A 13,109-nucleotide genomic window follows, 5' to 3' on the forward strand; every position below is an offset into this window, starting at 1 on the left:
GCAGGAAACACGATGATCGGTGATCAGGCGCGGCAACGGATCGAAGCGGCGATTACGGCGGCAGAGAAATCGTCCCGTGCCGAGTTGGTTGCTGTCATTGCCCGGCGCGCAGGTGAGTACCGGGCGACGGGCATCGCCTTGGCGACACTCGGTGCTTTTCTTGCCGGCCTTATTGTCTGGTGGCTTGTCCCCTGGTCCGGCACCGGTGAAGTCCTAATTGGAGAGTTTTCAGTCTTCCTGGCACTACTGGCCTTGCTGGAGCTGACACCCTTGGGCGACCGGTTGACGCCACGTCACATCAAAATGCATGCGGCACAGTGCCTGGCACGAGCAACGTTCCTGGAACAGGGGCTCGCCGCCACGACCGAGCACAACGCGATCTTGTTTTTTGTGAGTGCGGCCGAGCATCATGTCGAGATTATTGCTGGCCGCGGAATCGATGGCAAAGTGACGCCAGCCCAGTGGCAGACTATCGTCGATGCCTTCACGACAAGGGTGCGGGCTGGGCAGGTCGAAGAAGGTTATCTCGGCGCCATTGCCTCGCTTGGAGAGATTCTCACCACATACTTTCCGGCAACCGGGGACCGGCCGAACGAGCTTGCCAATCGTCTCATTGAACTATGACGCGGCTTCGGCAACGACACGATTGCGGCCGTCATTCTTGGCGCGGAAGAGTGCCTGGTCTGCCCGCGTGATAAATGCCTCAAGCGGTTCGCCCAGACGATAGCGTGCGACACCGATGGATACGGTGACGGCACCATAGACCTGTCCAGTGGTTCGGTTCTTCAAGGCGTGCGCCCCGAGGCCGGTACGGAACTTGTCGGCTCGATCGATCGCATCAAACATCTTGGTCTGCGGCAACAACAAAGCGAATTCCTCGCCGCCATAGCGGGCAGCACTGTCGTTTCCGGTCGCTGCCTGCTTCAGCTTGGCGCCAACGATCTTCAACACCTGATCGCCGACCCGATGGCCGAAACTGTCGTTGAATTTCTTGAAGTGATCGATGTCGATCATCATCAGACAAAGATCCGTCCGCTGCTCGCTCGCCTGCTGGGCACGGAACTGAACGGAGAGGTCGAAGCTCTTGCGGTTGCCAACACCGGTGAGCGCGTCGGTCAGTGCATCGCGCCGCGCGGCATCCAATCGCGTCTGTAGCCCCGTGATCTTCGCAGAGCTTTGCTTCAGCTGCGCCTCCAGGGCCTGGTTGCGCTGGCCGATCAGCTTGGTGGCGTTGATAAGTTCGCTAACCAGATCCGCCATTGCTGCAGCTTCGAGCCGGCCGGTGCCGAGCGATCCGCTGGCTTTGGTTAGGGTCTTGCCGAATTCGTTGGCATCCAGTCCGGCCTGCGTCACCTGGCGGATAACGTCAGCCAGAGTGGTCTGCAATTCATCGCCGGTCTGCTGCAACCGCTCCTCGGCGCTCGGTTCCCGGAAATATTTGTCAAACAGGTCCTGGATGGCGCTCGACGAAATGGTTTTGCCGCTCAACAGCATGGCATCGAGGTCACGCCGCAGCTCGGGCACCGACCCGGCGAGGTAATTGTACCAAACGCAGAAATTTCCCGGCGTTGGCGAGATCTCCCGCATCGCCATTTCAGCGATCGCCGTTGCGGCATGTTGCGTCGCGGTATCAACATCCTCGATCATGAAGATTGGTGCTTGAGCCATGGCGAGTCGTTACCCCTAATATCCCGACGGCAGGTGAGGATTTCACAAAGCCCTTGCCGCGCCAAGAGTTGATTACCTTCCCAAAATCGTTTTGGGTGGGGCCTCTACTGAGGTAAGCGTTGAAGGGTTCGAGGAATGGCGCGGATCGCGATTGGCGGGTTTCAGCACGAAACCAACACCTTTGCCCCAGTGCGGGCGAGCTTTGAGGATTTCGAGCAGGCCGATGGCTGGCCGGGCCTGACCAGGGGCGATGCTATTTTCGAAACCTTTCGCGGCATCAATTTGCCATTGCCGGGTTTCGTCGATCAAGCCAAGGCACAGGGGCATGACCTCATTCCCTTGCTATGGTGTTCGGCGTCGCCCTCTGCCCATGTCGAACGCGATGCCTTCGAGCGCATCGCCAGCGATCTTTTGCAGCTGATCAAGGCGCAAGCGAAGCTCGATGCGCTCTATCTCGATCTTCACGGGGCGATGGTAACAGAGCATCATGAAGATGGGGAAGGTGAGCTGCTGGAGCGCATCCGCGCCATCGTCGGACCGGATCTGCCGATCGTCGTCAGCCTTGATCTTCATGCCAATCTCACGGAGCGCATGCTGCGCCATGCCTCAGCCCTGGTCGTGTGCCGCACCTATCCGCATGTCGATCTGGCAGAGACGGGTGCCCGGGCGGCGGATCTGCTCGATCGTCTGCTGCGGCGCGGTAAACTCGCCAAAGCCATGCGGCGTGCCGACTTCCTTGTCCCGTTGCCTTGGCAATGCACGCTCATCAATCCAGCGGCAGCGCTTTATCGCGTGGTGGAGGAGGCAGAAGGATCCGGCCGTGCCGCCAGCGCATCTTTTGCCTTTGGCTTTCCGCCGGCGGACATCGCGGAATGCGGACCGGCCGTGGTCGCCTATGCCGAAACAGCGGCGCAGGCAGAGCTGGAGGCCGATCGTTTGATCACCATGGTGAACGCCGCCGAGAAGGATTTCGCCGGCAAGATATGGCAGAAGGACGAAGCCGTGCGTTATGCGATAGCCAAGAGCCATACCGCTGCGCGACCGATCATTCTAGCCGATACCCAGGACAATCCCGGCGCCGGCGGCAATTCGGATTCTGTGGACCTGCTGGAAGCCCTGGTCAGTTTGAAGGCGGAGGGCGCTGTCTTCGCCAATCTCTATGACCCTGAGACCGCGCGCATTGCCCATGAGACCGGCCTGCATGGCAGCTTCGAGCGCGGCATCGGCGCCTGGTGCGGCTCGCCAGGGCTGGAGAAGTTCCGCGGACGCTTCAAGGTCCTCGCACTCGGTGATGGCAGCTTCAAGGCGACCGGCCCGTTCTATCGCGGTAATCACATGCAGCTGGGGCCAATGGCCTTGCTTGGCATCGGCGGGACCAGGATCGTCGTTACCAGCCGGAAGCAGCAGGCGGCCGACCAGGCGATGCTGCGCCATGTCAATGTCGAGCCAACCGAAGCCAAGATCCTGGCGTTAAAGAGCTCGGTGCATTTTCGCGCGGATTTTCAGCCGATTGCGTCGGAGATCCTGGTTGTGGCGGCGGCGGGGGATAACCCAGTCGACAATCGGGCGCTGCCCTACAAGCATCTGCGCAAGGGGCTGCGCATCATGCCGCTCGGAGAAGCGTTCTAGCTTTTTTCGGCGACCATCAGGACGTAGTCGCCCTGAGCATGGCTGAATCCCGCTGCCACTTCGGCAAAACGCCCGGTGCTGATATCTTCGTCGAGCCGCGCCAGGCCCTGGCCTACTTCCTGCGCCAGATCGAGTGCCGTGAAGGCGAAGATGTTGCCGCGCACCTTGGCGTCGAAATAAACCTCCGGCCGATGTCTGCCGCAATAGAGCACAAAGTCGACCGGGTTCTCCGGCACGTTGAAGGGCACAAGCTCCGCAAGCTTCAAACCGGCGATCGCCAGCGAGGATTCGATACGGGCCTGGCTCGGCATGCGTTCAACGGCACGGCGCATCAGTTCCGGAAAATAGGCGTTGAGCCAGAATTGCTCAGCCTGTTCCGGCAAGGCAGTGAATGCCACAAAACGGCCACCGGGCTTGAGTACGCGGGCGATTTCCGAAAACACCGCGTCGAAATCCTGGAGATGGTGCAGTGTCATGGTGCAGAAGGCGCCGGCAAAACTTCCGTTGGCAAAGGGCAGGGCTTCTGCGTGGCCAGCTACCCATTCCAGCCGCGGTTCCTTGGCACGCGCCCGGCGCAACATCAGGGTCGATTGATCGAGGCCGATCGTCACCACGTTCCGGTCGGCAACGGCGATAGTGTAGTTGCCGGTGCCGCAGCCGATATCGAGCACGGGAGCGGGAAACTCGACCAGCAGCAATTTCGCGATGGCGGCGGCAAGCGTTGGATCGGCCCGACGGGTGCGGTCATAGCCGCTGCCGATGCGGTCATAGATGGCGGCTGGCGTTCGGGTATAGTCGGTCATGAATCCAGCAGGCCAATGACAGCTTGAGCAAGGGGCGTCGTGGCATCGGCCAGATCTCGCGTGATCGAAAAATGATGCCGGTCGGGCACGATCATGAGGTCGCTCGCGACCCCAGCAGCCAGCAGCTTGGCATGATAGTCGCGCGACTGGCCGATCCACATGTCCGGCTCATCGCCGCCGACGGCTACCAGGCAGCGCGCCGTCGACCGGATGGGCAGGCGCAGGGGTGACAGGCGCTCCACGTCRTCTGCTGTCAATTGGACTTCCTGCTGCACAGGGATGCGCGGAACTGGGCTGAGGTCGTAAATGCCGGTGATCAGGGCTGCGGCACGGATAGCATCTGCAGTTCCGCTCTCATCCGGCCAATCATGCTGAAGGGCCATGGCACAAATATGGGCGCCAACGGAATTGCCGGCAAGGACGAGCCGGTCTGGGTCGCCCCCCATTTCCGCCGCATGGCCCCGCACCCAATGCAATGCATCCCGTGTCTGCGCCAATAATTCCGAGAGGGTGACCGCCGGGCACAGATCGTAGCCGACCAGCACGACCGCAGCGCCCGCTGCCCGCAGGGGCGGTACGATCGTCGTGTAATGTTCCTTGGACAAAGCCCGCCAGTATCCGCCATGGATCCACACGAGAATCGGCGCATCGGGCTTGGCTGCTGGGAAGATGTCGAGCATCTGCCGGGGACCAGCCCCATAACGTATATCGAGTTGCCCCAGCCCTCTGGCCCGGATGGTGGCGGATGCAGCAAGGTCCTCCGCCAGCCATTTTTCATGGCTGGGGACCGCGATTCTGGGCATGAACTGCTGGCTCAGCGTCTCATCCGAGAGCGCTGCGAGGGTCACTTTGGGCACCGTCCCTACCTTAAGTGATTGATTTTCAGCATAATTGACGGGCGTCCTGAAAAAGTCCAGAACTCCATAAGGATGTATAGTGGTATCTAGATACCGTTTATATAACTAATTGATATTATTGATTTACTGCTTCTCTAGATTCAACAAAGACGTTGACACCCGCCGTCGCACCCTTTATCACCCGCTGCGAGAGCGAAGGGGCGGTCCCTTCGACGGCAATAACGCTTGAGTGAAGTGTCATGAAGACCTTTTCCGCGAAGCCTGCCGAGGTAGTGAAGAAGTGGGTCCTGATCGATGCCGAAGGCGTTGTTCTTGGCCGACTGGCGTCGATCGTCGCCAACCACCTCCGCGGCAAGCACAAAGTCACCTATACGCCGCATGTCGATTGCGGTGACAACATCATCATCATCAATGCGGAGAAGGTCCGTGTCACCGGCAACAAGCTGGAAGACAAGATCTTCTATTACCACACCGGTCATCCGGGCGGTATCAAGGAGCGTGCCTGGGGCAAGATCCTCAGCAGCAAGCACCCCGAGCGCCTGATCATCAAGGCCGTTGAGCGCATGGTCCCCCGTGGCCCGCTTGGCCGCGCCCAGATGAAAAACCTGCGCGTGTATGCCGGTACGGCACACCCGCATGAGGGCCAGACGCCCGTGACGCTCGACGTCGCCGGCATGAACCCGAAGAACAAGAGGATTGCGTAATCATGGCGCAAGAACCGCAGAAGATTACTGACCTGAAGGATCTCCGCACCGCCGCCCGTGGCGTGGTTGCCGAGACCGTCGCCGCGCCGAAGTATGAGCGCAAGGTCGATGCCCAGGGCCGCTCCTATGCGACCGGCAAGCGTAAGGACGCCATTGCCCGCGTCTGGATCAAGCCGGGTTCCGGCAAGATCGTCGTCAATGGCCGCGACGTGACGGTCTATTTCGCCCGTCCCGTGCTGCGCATGATGATCAACCAGCCGTTCGGTGTCGTGAACCGCGCTGGCCAGTTCGATGTCACTGTCACCGTCGTCGGTGGTGGTCTCTCGGGCCAGGCTGGTGCTGTCCGTCACGGTATCAGCAAGGCGCTGACCTACTTCGAGCCCGATCTGCGTGGCGCGTTGAAGGCTGAGGGCTTCCTGACCCGCGATAGCCGTACCGTCGAGCGTAAGAAGTACGGCCGTGCCAAGGCACGCCGCAGCTTCCAGTTCTCGAAGCGCTAAGCGCACAGACCAAAAAAGCCACGTTTGGCAAAAGGGGTGCGCATTGCGCACCCCTTTTTCTTTGGGCACAATCCACCGCCAAATATCAGAGGGCGACATGGCGAAGACGGCTAAGGTTTTCATTGACGGCGAAGCTGGCACCACGGGCCTTGGCATTCGCGAGCGGCTGCAGGATGTGGCTGGCATCGAGTTGAAGAGCCTCACAGGCGACAAGCGCAAGGATCCGGAAGCGCGCCGTGCTGTCATGGCCGAGGTCGATCTGGTTGTTCTTTGCCTGCCCGACGACGCTGCCAAGGAATCTGTGGTACTTGCCGACAGCCTCGGCGCCCGGGCGCCGAAGATCCTCGATGCCAGCACGGCCTACCGGGTTGCGCCGGGCTGGGTCTATGGTTTCCCGGAACTGGTCAAAGGCCATGCAGCTACCATTGCCTCGGCAAAGAAGGTGAGCAATCCCGGCTGCTATCCGACGGGTGCCATCGCGCTGCTGCGGCCATTGATCGATGCGGGCCTGCTCGAGGCCGATCATCCGGTGACGGTCAATGCGGTCAGCGGTTATTCCGGTGGCGGCAAGTCGATGATCGAGGCCCATGACCGCGATGGTGGTCCGGCCTTCGAACTATATGCACTTGGCTTGACGCACAAGCATGTCCCCGAGCTGATCGCGTATGCGAAACTTTCGCGGCGGCCGATTTTCGTGCCGTCGGTCGGGCATTTTCGCCAGGGCATGCTGGTCTCGATCCCGCTCCATCTCGACACCTTGCCGGGCAAACCCAAAGCGGCCGACTTGAAGGCCGCGCTGAGTGTGCATTTTGCCGGCGCCGATCTGGTTCAAGTGCTGGATGCCGACGCCAATGGCAAGCTGGAGCCTGAAGCTCTCAACAATACCGACAAGCTGGAACTGCGCGTCTTTGCCAATGAAGCCGAACGCCAGGCTGTCCTGGTGGCACGGCTGGATAATCTCGGCAAGGGCGCCTCGGGTGCCGCCGTGCAGAACATCCGCCTGATGCTGGGATTGTGAAGATGAGCCCCGTGATCCTCCCATACCAAGGTGTTCTGCCAAGGATTGCCGCCGATGCCTTCATCGCCTCGACCGCCGTCGTGATCGGTGCGGTAGAGATCGGGGCGGAAGCATCGATCTGGTTCGGCTGCGTGCTGCGCGGCGATTCAAACTCGATCAGTGTTGGTGCACGCACCAATATCCAGGACGGCACGATCATCCATGTCAATCACGAGCGGGAAGGGGCCGCTGGCACCAAGACCACCATCGGTGCCGATGTGACCGTGGGGCATATGGCCCTGCTGCATGCCTGCACGGTCGAAGACGGCGCCTTCATTGGCATGAAGGCCTGCCTGATGGATGGTGTCGTGGTGGAAAGTGGCGGTATGGTAGCCGCCGGCGCCCTGGTCACGCCGGGGAAGCGCGTGCGCAGAGGCGAGCTGTGGGCTGGCTCACCTGCCAAGCTCATGCGGCCTCTGAGCGACAAGGAAATGGCCTACTTCGCCTATTCCGCCAAGCATTACTGCGAAGTCGCTGCGAGCTATCGCAAGGCCTGACCCATCTATATCGCCCGGATCGTCGCCAGGAATTGCTCGACTTCCTGCCGCAAGGCCTTGGCCTCGCTAGAGAGGGCGCTGCTGCTGCCCAGCATCTGGCCGGCGGCATTGCCAGTCTGACTGGCGGCATCAGTGACCGTCTGGATACTGCTGGACATATCGCGCGTGCCACTGGCTGCCTGCTCGACGCTGCGGGCGATCTCCTTCGTGGCAGAGCTTTGTTCTTCGACGGCGGCTGCAACGCCGGACGTGATCTGGTTGATTTCATCAATGGTGCCCGCGATGCTTTCGATGGCCTGCACCGCATGACTGGTCTCGTTCTGAATGCTGTTGATCTGCAGCGAGATATCCTCGGTCGCTTTGCCGGTCTGGGTCGCCAGGTTTTTGACCTCTGACGCGACCACCGCAAAACCCTTGCCGGCCTCGCCGGCACGTGCGGCCTCAATGGTGGCATTGAGGGCCAGAAGGTTGGTTTGGCTGGCAATATCGGTAATGAGTTGCACGACGGCGCCGATCTTTTGCGCGGCGTCAGCTAGCTGCTTGATCTGTGCATTCGTGGCGACCGCTTGATCAGCCGCTTGCCCGGCGATCTGGCGCGAGCGGGACATCTGCGATCCGATCTCGGCAATCGATGCAGCGAGTTCTTCGGTGGCGGCAGCGACCGCGTTGACGCTGCTCGACGCCGTTTCCGAGGTCGTGCTGACATGCGTCGCTTCAGCGGCGGTCTGTTCCGCTACACGGGACATGGACTGCGCTGTGCTTTCCATATCGGCCACAGCACCGATCACGGTTTCCAGACGCTTTGTCACCAGGCTGTCGAAATCGCGGCATAGGCTTTCAATGCTGGCAGCGCGTTTTTCGCGGCGTTCACGAGATTCGGCCTGCTGCCGGCCAAAATCCTGTGTCTTGATGGCATTGGCCTTGAAGACGTCGAGTGCACTGGCCATAGCCCCCAATTCATCGCGGCGGTTGAGAGCTGGAATCTCGATATCGGTTTCGCCATCGGCCAGGCGCGCCATGGTGCCGCGCATCTCAGCAAGCGGCTTCACGATCGATCGTGCGGTCAGCAGCAAGCAGACACCCAGAACCAGGGCTGCGATCGCCGAGACGCCGCCAGCCAGCCATAATTGCCCGTGATAGGCCTTGTCGACAGTGGCATCGGTGGTGCGCGCCGCCTCGTCCAGCTTGTTGGTCAGGGCCGTCATCTGGATCGCGATCGTATCCGAGAGTTTCAAGAATGGCGCCAGCAGGTCGTTGGCCTTGTAGTTCTCGGTAAAGCTTTGTGTGACCAGCGCCTTGGCCTGCGTGCCGTAGTCGGTGAGGGCGGCAACCGCGGCCTGGGCTTCGCTCTGGATGTCTGCCGGCAGATGGGTGTTGCCGGCCAACTCCTGCAGACGCGTGGTGAGGCGCGTGAGGTGTTCGTTGGCGGCCGTCTCAAGCTTGGGTTGCGCGTCCTTGTGGCCGGCGCGGCCTTCACGCAAGGCGGCAAGCACATCACCACTGAGAGCGGCACGCATCAAATCCGATTCCAACTGGCTGCGGAGTGCACTGGCTACGGCCGACACATCGGTGGCGCCATCCCGGGTCCGGGTCATGCCGACAATGCCGACAGCACTGGCAACGACCACGAGAATGAGGGCGATAAGTCCGGACCAGATCAGTTTCTGCTTAATTGACATAGGTGTGGCCTCTGCTCCCAATCTCTTCTTGTGAGGGCTTTTCTGTGACGGCGATTGGATCTCAGTCCGTCGGCACAGTCCAGGGTTTGCTGCCAAATCGCAGCCGGTGACACATGTTGCCGGCCTACAGCGCCCGGATGGTGGATAGGAATTGTTCGACTTCCTGGCGGAGTGCCTTGGCTTCGCCGGACAGGGCGTTGCTGGAGCCCAGCATCTGGCCAGCGGCGCTGCCGGTCTCGCTGGCGGCGTCAGTCACTGTCTGGATGCTGGTCGACATATCACGCGTGCCGCTGGCGGCCTGCTCGACGCTGCGGGCGATTTCCTTGGTGGCAGAGCTTTGTTCTTCGACTGCTGCCGCCACGCCGGACGTGATCTGGTTGATTTCATCAATGGTGCCGGCAATGCTCTCGATCGCTTGCACTGCTTGCCCGGTCTCATTTTGGATGCTGTTGATCTGCAGCGAGATGTCCTCAGTCGCCTTGCCTGTCTGCGTCGCCAGATTCTTGACCTCAGAGGCAACGACGGCGAAACCTTTCCCGGCCTCGCCGGCACGTGCGGCCTCAATGGTGGCATTGAGGGCGAGGAGGTTGGTCTGGCTGGCGATATCTGTGATGAGCTGGACGACCGCGCCGATCTTTTGCGCGGCGTCCGCCAGTTGCTTGATTTGGGTATTTGTCGCCACCGCCTGACTGGCGGCCTGCCCCGCAATCTGACGGGACCGGGACATCTGAGACCCAATTTCGGCGATTGAGGCAGCGAGCTCTTCAGTCGCCGCGGCAACGGCGTTGACGCTGCCCGATGCGCTTTCCGATGTCGTACTGACATGGGTGGCTTCGGCGGCGGCTCGCTCCGCGACGCGTGACATGGATTGTGCGGTCGTTTCCATTTCGGAGACGGCACCGATCACGGTTTCCAATCGCTTGGTCACCAGCCGGTCGAAATCGTGGCACAAGGTTTCGATTTGTCGCGTGCGCTCTTCCCGCCGCTGTTGATCCTGTGCCTGTTTCTCTGCCAGGCCATCGGCCTGAACGGCGTTGTCTTTGAAGACCTGAACCGCTTGCGCCATCTGGCCGACTTCGTCGCCGCGCTCCAGTCCGGGAATATTCGTGTTCCGGTCACCGCCGGCCAGCCGCTCCATGGCATGGATCATACCCAAGACAGGCTTGGTGATACTGCCCGCGACGAGCCAGTTGATGACGATGAGGCCAATGGTGGCCAGCACCGCAACGATGATGAGCGCGATGATGAGATTGTGATTGGTGTCTTGCGCTGCCGAGCCCGCGGTGTTGCCAAACTCAACCATTAACTCGCCAAGCGTTTCCATCCGCCCTTCAAGGTCGGTAAAGACCACCATGAACTGTGGAAAATCTGCGCGCGCCTTGGCGGTATCTGCCAAACCAACGGCAACGCTTTTCTGAGCCGCGTCGAGATATGCGGTAAGGGCCGGCGCCACTTCCTCGACCGCTTTGCGGGCTTCGGGCGGCAAGTCTAAGGCTTGCAGGGCGGCAATCGATTCTTTGAAGGAGGCCGTGTGATCGGCGAGGTTCGCGTTGACAGTTTCCTTCTCAGTCGCAGTACCGTCCGGGCCGATGACGATGGAGTAAAGGACGTCGGCGCGCAGCGCGTCATGCATCATGTCAGCTTGTTTTTCGTTGATGACGGCGCTGGTCGAGGTGATGGATACGTTCAGGCCATCATTGCTGCTCAGCATGCCGAATACGCCGAAGCCTGCCGTGACCACGATTGCGATGACAGCTGCAATGCTGGCGATCAATAACCGGGCGCGTAGTGACATTTTGCTCGTCATGCGATTCCCCTAAGCCTCTCGTGCCGTTGGCGCTACACGGGATTGCCGCAATCTTGGGCGATTTTAGTGAATTGTTTCTTAAAACGACCATGGGGAAGCCTAGGTAAGGGAACCTAATTCCCTGTCACGCCGCCTGCCACCAAGACGATAAGGACCGTGAGGCGCGGATTACGCTGTGCCCGCCCTTTGCAGCGAGCAACGAGCATTTGGGACACAGACTTCCAAAAGCGGAGATTTTTCGCTTCCCCGCAGCTAGCTATTGATGGGCGATCTTGCCGGCCGGTTGGCAGGCGCAATCTGATTGGTCAGACAAATCAAGAGGCCGCGAGCCTACCAGAACGACGCGCTGGGTCGACGGCCTCCACCAACTGCGTCGTGGCGCTTGCTGTGGAAATCGGCACAAAAAAAGGCGGCTGGGTTACCCCAGCCGCTCAGTTGGTACTGCCGCAAGGATTCTTTAGGATGAGTAATACATCTGGAACTCGATCGGATGCGGGGTGTGCTCGAGGGCGTAGACCTCTTCCCACTTCAGTTCGAGATACGAGTCGATGAAGTCCTTCGTGAAGACATCGCCCTTCAGCAAGAAGCCGTTATCTGCGCTGAGCGATTCAAGCGCTTCGCGCAAGCTGCCGCACACGGTCGGCACCTGCTTCAACTCTTCCGGCGGAAGGTCATAGAGGTTCTTGTCCATCGGATCGCCCGGATGGATCTTGTTGGCGATACCGTCGAGGCCAGCCATCACCATCGCCGAGAAGGCGAGGTAGACGTTAGCGGTCGGATCCGGGAAGCGTACTTCAACGCGCTTGCCCTTGGGGCTCGCGGTGTAGGGAATGCGGCAGGATGCCGAGCGGTTGCGCGACGAATAGGCCAACAGCACCGGCGCTTCGAAGCCCGGGATCAGGCGCTTGTAGCTGTTGGTCGACGGGTTGGTGAAGGCGTTCAAGGCCTTCGCGTGCTTGATGATACCGCCAATGTAATAGAGGCAGGTTTCGGAAAGATCGGCATAGCCGTTGCCGGCAAACAGCGGCTGGCCGTTCTTCCAGATCGACTGGTGCACATGCATGCCCGAACCGTTGTCACCTTTGACCGGCTTCGGCATGAAGGTCGCGGTCTTGCCATAGGCATGGGCCACGTTCTTCACGACATACTTGTACTTCTGCATCGCGTCGGCGCAGGCAACGAGCGTACCGAACTTCACGCCCAGTTCATGCTGGGCGGGAGCCACTTCGTGATGATGCTTTTCCACTTCGACGCCCATGGCGGCGAGGGTGGTCAGCATTTCGGCGCGAAGGTCGCCAGCAGAATCGAGCGGGGCCACGGGAAAGTAGCCGCCCTTTACCTTCATGCGATGGCCGTGATTGCCTTCGTCGAACTTCTTGTCGCTGACATAGGAAGCTTCTTCCGACGTGAATTCGACCGAGGTCTTCTGCATCGAGACGGTGTAACGCACATCATCGAACACGAAGAACTCGGCTTCCGGACCAACATAGATGGTATCGCCGACACCCGAGCTCTTCACGAAAGCTTCGGCACGCTTGGCGATCGAACGCGGGTCACGGCCATAGTTCTGGCCGGTGAGGGGCTCAAGCACGTCGCAATAGATGATCAGCGAGGTCTGGGCCGCAAACGGGTCAAGCACGGCGGTCGCGAGATCCGGGGCAAGAGTCATGTCGCTCTCGTTGATCGCCTTCCAGCCGGCGATCGACGAACCGTCGAACATGACGCCTTCGGTCAGCAGATCCTCGTTCACCGTCGAGACGTGATGTGCCAGATGGTGCCACTGGCCCAACGGATCGGTGAAGCGGAAGTCGACATATTTAATGTCTTGTTCCTTGATCATGTTGAGGATCGTCTTGATGTCAGACATGGGATGTTTCCTTGCGTATCGTTTTTTGGAGTGTGTTTCTG

Annotated in this window: 12 protein-coding genes; 6 read left to right on the plus strand and 6 right to left on the minus strand. The window is 60.3% G+C overall.

Annotation, left to right across the window (positions count from 1 at the left end; genetic code table 11):
• The first annotated feature begins 12 nt into the window (after nt 1-12).
• The gene (locus tag AC1DWZ_RS13920; protein WP_477169518.1) at nt 13-624 is read left to right on the plus strand and encodes a TPM domain-containing protein; all 612 of its coding nucleotides are present in this window, start codon (nt 13-15) and stop codon (nt 622-624) included.
• On the opposite strand, the gene AC1DWZ_RS13925 is transcribed toward AC1DWZ_RS13920, so the two are convergent.
• On the minus strand, nt 619-1,668 hold the full coding sequence (locus AC1DWZ_RS13925) for a GGDEF domain-containing protein (RefSeq protein ID WP_477169519.1): 1,050 nt from the start codon (nt 1,666-1,668) through the stop codon (nt 619-621). The two genes, AC1DWZ_RS13920 and AC1DWZ_RS13925, sit on opposite strands and share 6 nt — an antisense overlap.
• 135 nt (nt 1,669-1,803) lie before the next feature.
• On the opposite strand from AC1DWZ_RS13925, the gene AC1DWZ_RS13930 reads away from it, so the two are divergent.
• On the plus strand, nt 1,804-3,297 hold the full coding sequence (locus tag AC1DWZ_RS13930) for a M81 family metallopeptidase (RefSeq protein ID WP_477169520.1): 1,494 nt from the start codon (nt 1,804-1,806) through the stop codon (nt 3,295-3,297).
• Here the strand turns inward: AC1DWZ_RS13930 and AC1DWZ_RS13935 are convergent.
• Nucleotides 3,294-4,100 carry a class I SAM-dependent methyltransferase gene (locus AC1DWZ_RS13935; protein ID WP_477169521.1) on the minus strand — a complete coding sequence of 269 codons (807 nt, stop codon included), beginning with the start codon at nt 4,098-4,100 and terminating at the stop codon, nt 3,294-3,296. The genes AC1DWZ_RS13930 and AC1DWZ_RS13935 overlap by 4 nt on opposite strands.
• Nucleotides 4,097-4,957: an alpha/beta hydrolase gene (locus tag AC1DWZ_RS13940; protein WP_477169522.1), complete on the minus strand. Its 861-nt coding sequence runs from the start codon at nt 4,955-4,957 to the stop codon at nt 4,097-4,099. The genes AC1DWZ_RS13935 and AC1DWZ_RS13940 overlap by 4 nt, the downstream gene beginning before the upstream one ends.
• Nucleotides 4,958-5,196: 239 nt before the next feature.
• Here AC1DWZ_RS13940 and rplM point away from each other — a divergent pair, with 239 nt between their 5' ends.
• The 4 genes from rplM to AC1DWZ_RS13960 all read left to right on the plus strand — a co-directional run bounded on the left by rplM (nt 5,197) and on the right by AC1DWZ_RS13960 (nt 7,715).
• On the plus strand, nt 5,197-5,661 hold the full coding sequence (rplM, locus tag AC1DWZ_RS13945; protein ID WP_477169523.1) for a 50S ribosomal protein L13: 465 nt from the start codon (nt 5,197-5,199) through the stop codon (nt 5,659-5,661).
• Nucleotides 5,662-5,663: 2 nt separating this feature from the next.
• Nucleotides 5,664-6,161: a 30S ribosomal protein S9 gene (gene rpsI / locus AC1DWZ_RS13950; protein ID WP_477169524.1), complete on the plus strand. Its 498-nt coding sequence runs from the start codon at nt 5,664-5,666 to the stop codon at nt 6,159-6,161.
• A gap of 97 nt (nt 6,162-6,258) precedes the next feature.
• Nucleotides 6,259-7,179 (plus strand): N-acetyl-gamma-glutamyl-phosphate reductase, encoded by a 921-nt coding sequence (gene argC, locus AC1DWZ_RS13955; protein WP_477169525.1) that lies wholly within the window; start codon nt 6,259-6,261, stop codon nt 7,177-7,179.
• Nucleotides 7,180-7,181: 2 nt separating this feature from the next.
• Entirely contained in the window at nt 7,182-7,715 is a 534-nt protein-coding gene (locus tag AC1DWZ_RS13960; RefSeq protein WP_477169526.1) for a gamma carbonic anhydrase family protein, read from the plus strand.
• A gap of 5 nt (nt 7,716-7,720) precedes the next feature.
• Here AC1DWZ_RS13960 and AC1DWZ_RS13965 read toward each other — a convergent pair whose 3' ends face one another.
• From AC1DWZ_RS13965 to glnA, 3 genes are all read right to left on the minus strand, one after another.
• On the minus strand, nt 7,721-9,394 hold the full coding sequence (locus tag AC1DWZ_RS13965) for a methyl-accepting chemotaxis protein (RefSeq protein ID WP_477169527.1): 1,674 nt from the start codon (nt 9,392-9,394) through the stop codon (nt 7,721-7,723).
• Nucleotides 9,395-9,518: 124 nt separating this feature from the next.
• Nucleotides 9,519-11,201 carry a methyl-accepting chemotaxis protein gene (locus AC1DWZ_RS13970; protein WP_477169528.1) on the minus strand — a complete coding sequence of 561 codons (1,683 nt, stop codon included), beginning with the start codon at nt 11,199-11,201 and terminating at the stop codon, nt 9,519-9,521.
• Between the two features lie 457 nt (nt 11,202-11,658).
• Nucleotides 11,659-13,068, minus strand: a complete 1,410-nt coding sequence (glnA, locus tag AC1DWZ_RS13975; RefSeq protein ID WP_477169529.1) for a type I glutamate--ammonia ligase — start codon at nt 13,066-13,068, stop codon at nt 11,659-11,661.
• Nucleotides 13,069-13,109: the final 41 nt, after the last annotated feature.

It is taken from the genome of Dongia sp. P2_B8, from assembly GCF_056404715.1.

Bases quoted from the DNA above. Each gene is read 5' to 3' on its own strand.
- AC1DWZ_RS13970 (WP_477169528.1), bottom strand. From the start codon at position 11,201: ATGACGAGCAAAATGTCACTACGCGCCCGGTTATTGATCGCCAGCATT.
- AC1DWZ_RS13965 (WP_477169527.1), bottom strand. From the start codon at position 9,394: ATGTCAATTAAGCAGAAACTGATCTGGTCCGGACTTATCGCCCTCATT.
- argC (WP_477169525.1), top strand. From the start codon at position 6,259: ATGGCGAAGACGGCTAAGGTTTTCATTGACGGCGAAGCTGGCACCACG.
- rplM (WP_477169523.1), top strand. From the start codon at position 5,197: ATGAAGACCTTTTCCGCGAAGCCTGCCGAGGTAGTGAAGAAGTGGGTC.
- AC1DWZ_RS13930 (WP_477169520.1), top strand. From the start codon at position 1,804: ATGGCGCGGATCGCGATTGGCGGGTTTCAGCACGAAACCAACACCTTT.
- AC1DWZ_RS13960 (WP_477169526.1), top strand. From the start codon at position 7,182: ATGAGCCCCGTGATCCTCCCATACCAAGGTGTTCTGCCAAGGATTGCC.
- AC1DWZ_RS13935 (WP_477169521.1), bottom strand. From the start codon at position 4,100: ATGACCGACTATACCCGAACGCCAGCCGCCATCTATGACCGCATCGGC.
- AC1DWZ_RS13920 (WP_477169518.1), top strand. From the start codon at position 13: ATGATCGGTGATCAGGCGCGGCAACGGATCGAAGCGGCGATTACGGCG.
- rpsI (WP_477169524.1), top strand. From the start codon at position 5,664: ATGGCGCAAGAACCGCAGAAGATTACTGACCTGAAGGATCTCCGCACC.
- glnA (WP_477169529.1), bottom strand. From the start codon at position 13,068: ATGTCTGACATCAAGACGATCCTCAACATGATCAAGGAACAAGACATT.
- AC1DWZ_RS13925 (WP_477169519.1), bottom strand. From the start codon at position 1,668: ATGGCTCAAGCACCAATCTTCATGATCGAGGATGTTGATACCGCGACG.